General features: G+C 50.6%; 2 protein-coding genes and 2 pseudogenes. 3 read left to right on the top strand and 1 reads right to left on the bottom strand.

All coding sequences use genetic code 11. From position 1 onward, the window contains the following. Positions 1 to 123: 123 nt before the first annotated feature. Positions 124 to 411, top strand: a pseudogene (locus tag ACJ8QI_RS25395) (transposase); the annotation flags it as partial. 255 nt (positions 412 to 666) lie between these two features. Further along, positions 667 to 1,542 (top strand): extended-spectrum class A beta-lactamase CTX-M-15, encoded by an 876-nt coding sequence (locus ACJ8QI_RS25390; RefSeq protein ID WP_000239590.1) that lies wholly within the window; start codon positions 667 to 669, stop codon positions 1,540 to 1,542. Between the two features lie 46 nt (positions 1,543 to 1,588). Here ACJ8QI_RS25390 and ACJ8QI_RS25385 read toward each other — a convergent pair whose 3' ends face one another. Continuing rightward, positions 1,589 to 1,882 (bottom strand): WbuC family cupin fold metalloprotein, encoded by a 294-nt coding sequence (locus ACJ8QI_RS25385; RefSeq protein WP_116961751.1) that lies wholly within the window; start codon positions 1,880 to 1,882, stop codon positions 1,589 to 1,591. A gap of 64 nt (positions 1,883 to 1,946) precedes the next feature. On the opposite strand from ACJ8QI_RS25385, the pseudogene ACJ8QI_RS25380 reads away from it, so the two are divergent. Continuing rightward, positions 1,947 to 4,175: pseudogene (locus ACJ8QI_RS25380) on the top strand (Tn3-like element Tn3 family transposase); the annotation flags it as partial. Positions 4,176 to 4,300: the final 125 nt, after the last annotated feature.

The raw sequence follows: 4,300 nt of genomic DNA, 5'->3' as shown, positions 1-4,300 counted from the left end.
AGCGTACGGCCCACAGAATGATGTCACGCTGAAAATGCCGGCCTTTGAATGGGTTCATGTGCAGCTCCATCAGCAAAAGGGGATGATAAGTTTATCACCACCGACTATTTGCAACAGTGCCCTGAAAACTATATCAAAGAAGCCAAATACGACATGGCGGTGGGTCATCTCTTGCTAAAGTCATTTTGGGCGAATGAAGCCGTGTTTCAAATGATGATGCTTTCATATAACCTATTTTTGTTGTTCAAGTTTGATTCCTTGGACTCTTCAGAATACAGACAGCAAATAAAGACCTTTCGTTTGAAGTATGTATTTCTTGCAGCAAAAATAATCAAAACCGCAAGATATGTAATCATGAAGTTGTCGGAAAACTATCCGTACAAGGGAGTGTATGAAAAATGTCTGGTATAATAAGAATATCATCAATAAAATTGAGTGTTGCTCTGTGGATAACTTGCAGAGTTTATTAAGTATCATTGCAGCAAAGATGAAATCAATGATTTATCAAAAATGATTGAAAGGTGGTTGTAAATAATGTTACAATGTGTAAGAAGCAGTCTAAATTCTTCGTGAAATAGTGATTTTTGAAGCTAATAAAAAACACACGTGGAATTTAGGGACTATTCATGTTGTTGTTATTTCGTATCTTCCAGAATAAGGAATCCCATGGTTAAAAAATCACTGCGCCAGTTCACGCTGATGGCGACGGCAACCGTCACGCTGTTGTTAGGAAGTGTGCCGCTGTATGCGCAAACGGCGGACGTACAGCAAAAACTTGCCGAATTAGAGCGGCAGTCGGGAGGCAGACTGGGTGTGGCATTGATTAACACAGCAGATAATTCGCAAATACTTTATCGTGCTGATGAGCGCTTTGCGATGTGCAGCACCAGTAAAGTGATGGCCGCGGCCGCGGTGCTGAAGAAAAGTGAAAGCGAACCGAATCTGTTAAATCAGCGAGTTGAGATCAAAAAATCTGACCTTGTTAACTATAATCCGATTGCGGAAAAGCACGTCAATGGGACGATGTCACTGGCTGAGCTTAGCGCGGCCGCGCTACAGTACAGCGATAACGTGGCGATGAATAAGCTGATTGCTCACGTTGGCGGCCCGGCTAGCGTCACCGCGTTCGCCCGACAGCTGGGAGACGAAACGTTCCGTCTCGACCGTACCGAGCCGACGTTAAACACCGCCATTCCGGGCGATCCGCGTGATACCACTTCACCTCGGGCAATGGCGCAAACTCTGCGGAATCTGACGCTGGGTAAAGCATTGGGCGACAGCCAACGGGCGCAGCTGGTGACATGGATGAAAGGCAATACCACCGGTGCAGCGAGCATTCAGGCTGGACTGCCTGCTTCCTGGGTTGTGGGGGATAAAACCGGCAGCGGTGGCTATGGCACCACCAACGATATCGCGGTGATCTGGCCAAAAGATCGTGCGCCGCTGATTCTGGTCACTTACTTCACCCAGCCTCAACCTAAGGCAGAAAGCCGTCGCGATGTATTAGCGTCGGCGGCTAAAATCGTCACCGACGGTTTGTAATAGCGGAAACGGAATGGGGAAACTCATTCCGTTTTTGTTTATCGCCTTAGACGGCAAAAGTGCTGTCGCCCACCTGCGCTTGCGCATACCAGGCCATAAGCTCCGTGGTTCCTGGTTCTCCTTCCGCTGGAGCCCAGTGCGCATAGTCATCGGCAGCCACGGGTTGATAGCCACCGTGTTTTACTTCAAAAATTATGCCACCGGTATCCAGCGACAGCACGGCATGCCAGGTTCCTGCGGCCATCTCCAGCACCGTACAGGTTTCCCCCAATATCGCCCGATGGGTGACGGTACCCCGATCGTCAAAATTCAGCACCACGAAACGACCCCTTAATGGCAACAGTAGCTCGAAGGTGTGAGGGTGTCGGTGCGGGCGCACGTAGGTCCCAGGTCATATTCCTTCCGGCGTCCGGCATTTTACCGCCAGACAGCTCGGGATTCGTGATATCACCGTTCTTGCAGAATACGGTCAGAGGGAAAATACCCGCCGTGAGCATGCAGCGCTGATACGTCAGCACTATCAGTATCGTGAATTTGCCTGGCCCTGGACATTTCGCCTTACCCGTCTTTTATATACCCGGAGCTGGATAAGCAACGAACGTCCTGGCCTGCTTTTCGATCTGGCGACAGGGTGGCTTATGCAACATCGTATTATTCTCCCCGGAGCCACTACGCTGACCCGGTTGATTTCAGAGGTAAGGGAAAAGGCGACGTTGCGCCTGTGGAACAAACTGGCACTGATACCGTCAGCCGAACAGCGTTCACAGCTGGAGATGCTGCTGGGGCCAACTGATTGCAGCCGCCTGTCTTTACTGGAATCACTGAAAAAGGGCCCTGTGACCATCAGTGGTCCGGCGTTTAATGAAGCAATTGAACGCTGGAAAACTCTGAACGATTTTGGCCTGCATGCTGAAAACCTGAGTACACTCCCGGCTGTGCGCCTGAAAAATCTCGCACGTTATGCTGGTATGACTTCGGTGTTCAATATTGCCAGGATGTCACCGCAGAAAAGGATGGCGGTTCTGGTTGCCTTTGTCCTTGCATGGGAAACGCTGGCGCTGGATGATGCATTGGACGTTCTGGACGCCATGCTGGCCGTTATCATCCGTGACGCCAGAAAGATTGGGCAGAAAAAACGGCTCCGCTCGCTGAAGGATCTGGATAAATCTGCATTGGCGCTCGCCAGCGCATGTTCGTACCTGCTGAAAGAAGAAACACCGGACGAATCGATTCGTGCTGAGGTGTTCAGCTACATCCCAAGGCAAAAGCTGGCTGAAATCATCACGCTTGTCCGTGAAATTGCCCGGCCCTCAGACGATAATTTTCATGAAGAAATGGTGGAGCAGTACGGGCGCGTTCGTCGTTTCCTGCCCCATCTGCTGAATACCGTTAAATTTTCATCCGCACCTGCCGGGGTTACCACTCTGAATGCCTGTGACTACCTCAGCCGGGAGTTCAGCTCACGGCGGCAGTTTTTTGACGACGCACCAACGGAAATTATCAGTCGGTCATGGAAACGGCTGGTGATTAACAAGGAAAAACATATCACCCGCAGGGGATACACGCTCTGCTTTCTCAGTAAACTGCAGGATAGTCTGAGGCGGAGGGATGTCTACGTTACCGGCAGTAACCGGTGGGGAGATCCTCGTGCAAGATTACTACAGGGTGCTGACTGGCAGGCAAACCGGATTAAGGTTTATCGTTCTTTGGGGCACCCGACAGACCCGCAGGAAGCAATAAAATCTCTGGGTCATCAGCTTGATAGTCGTTACAGACAGGTTGCTGCACGTCTTTGCGAAAATGAGGCTGTCGAACTCGATGTTTCTGGCCCGAAGCCCCGGTTGACAATTTCTCCCCTCGCCAGTCTTGATGAGCCGGACAGTCTGAAACGACTGAGCAAAATGATCAGTGATCTACTCCCTCCGGTGGATTTAACGGAGTTGCTGCTCGAAATTAACGCCCATACCGGATTTGCTGATGAGTTTTTCCATGCTAGTGAAGCCAGTGCCAGAGTTGATGATCTGCCCGTCAGCATCAGCGCCGTGCTGATGGCTGAAGCCTGCAATATCGGTCTGGAACCACTGATCAGATCAAATGTTCCTGCACTGACCCGACACCGGCTGAACTGGACAAAAGCGAACTATCTGCGGGCTGAAACTATCACCAGCGCTAATGCCAGACTGGTTGATTTTCAGGCAACGCTGCCACTGGCACAGATATGGGGTGGAGGAGAAGTGGCATCTGCAGATGGAATGCGCTTTGTTACGCCAGTCAGAACAATCAATGCCGGACCGAACCGCAAATACTTTGGTAATAACAGAGGGATCACCTGGTACAACTTTGTGTCCGATCAGTATTCCGGCTTTCATGGCATCGTTATACCGGGGACGCTGAGGGACTCTATCTTTGTGCTGGAAGGTCTTCTGGAACAGGAGACCGGGCTGAATCCAACCGAAATTATGACCGATACAGCAGGTGCCAGCGAACTTGTCTTTGGCCTTTTCTGGCTGCTGGGATACCAGTTTTCTCCACGCCTGGCTGATGCCGGTGCTTCGGTTTTCTGGCGAATGGACCATGATGCCGACTATGGCGTGCTGAATGATATTGCCAGAGGGCAATCAGATCCCCGAAAAATAGGGCACTGTTGCAAATAGTCGGTGGTGATAAACTTATCATCCCCTTTTGCTGATGGAGCTGCACATGAACCCATTCAAAGGCCGGCATTTTCAGCGTGACATCATTCTGTGGGCCGTACGCT

This window comes from Serratia sp. CY84636 (genome assembly GCF_052166245.1).
Lineage (GTDB): Bacteria > Pseudomonadota > Gammaproteobacteria > Enterobacterales > Enterobacteriaceae > Serratia > Serratia nevei.
Note: the sequence above shows the minus strand (reverse complement) of the source record. Positions and strands in the feature narration are given on the sequence as shown.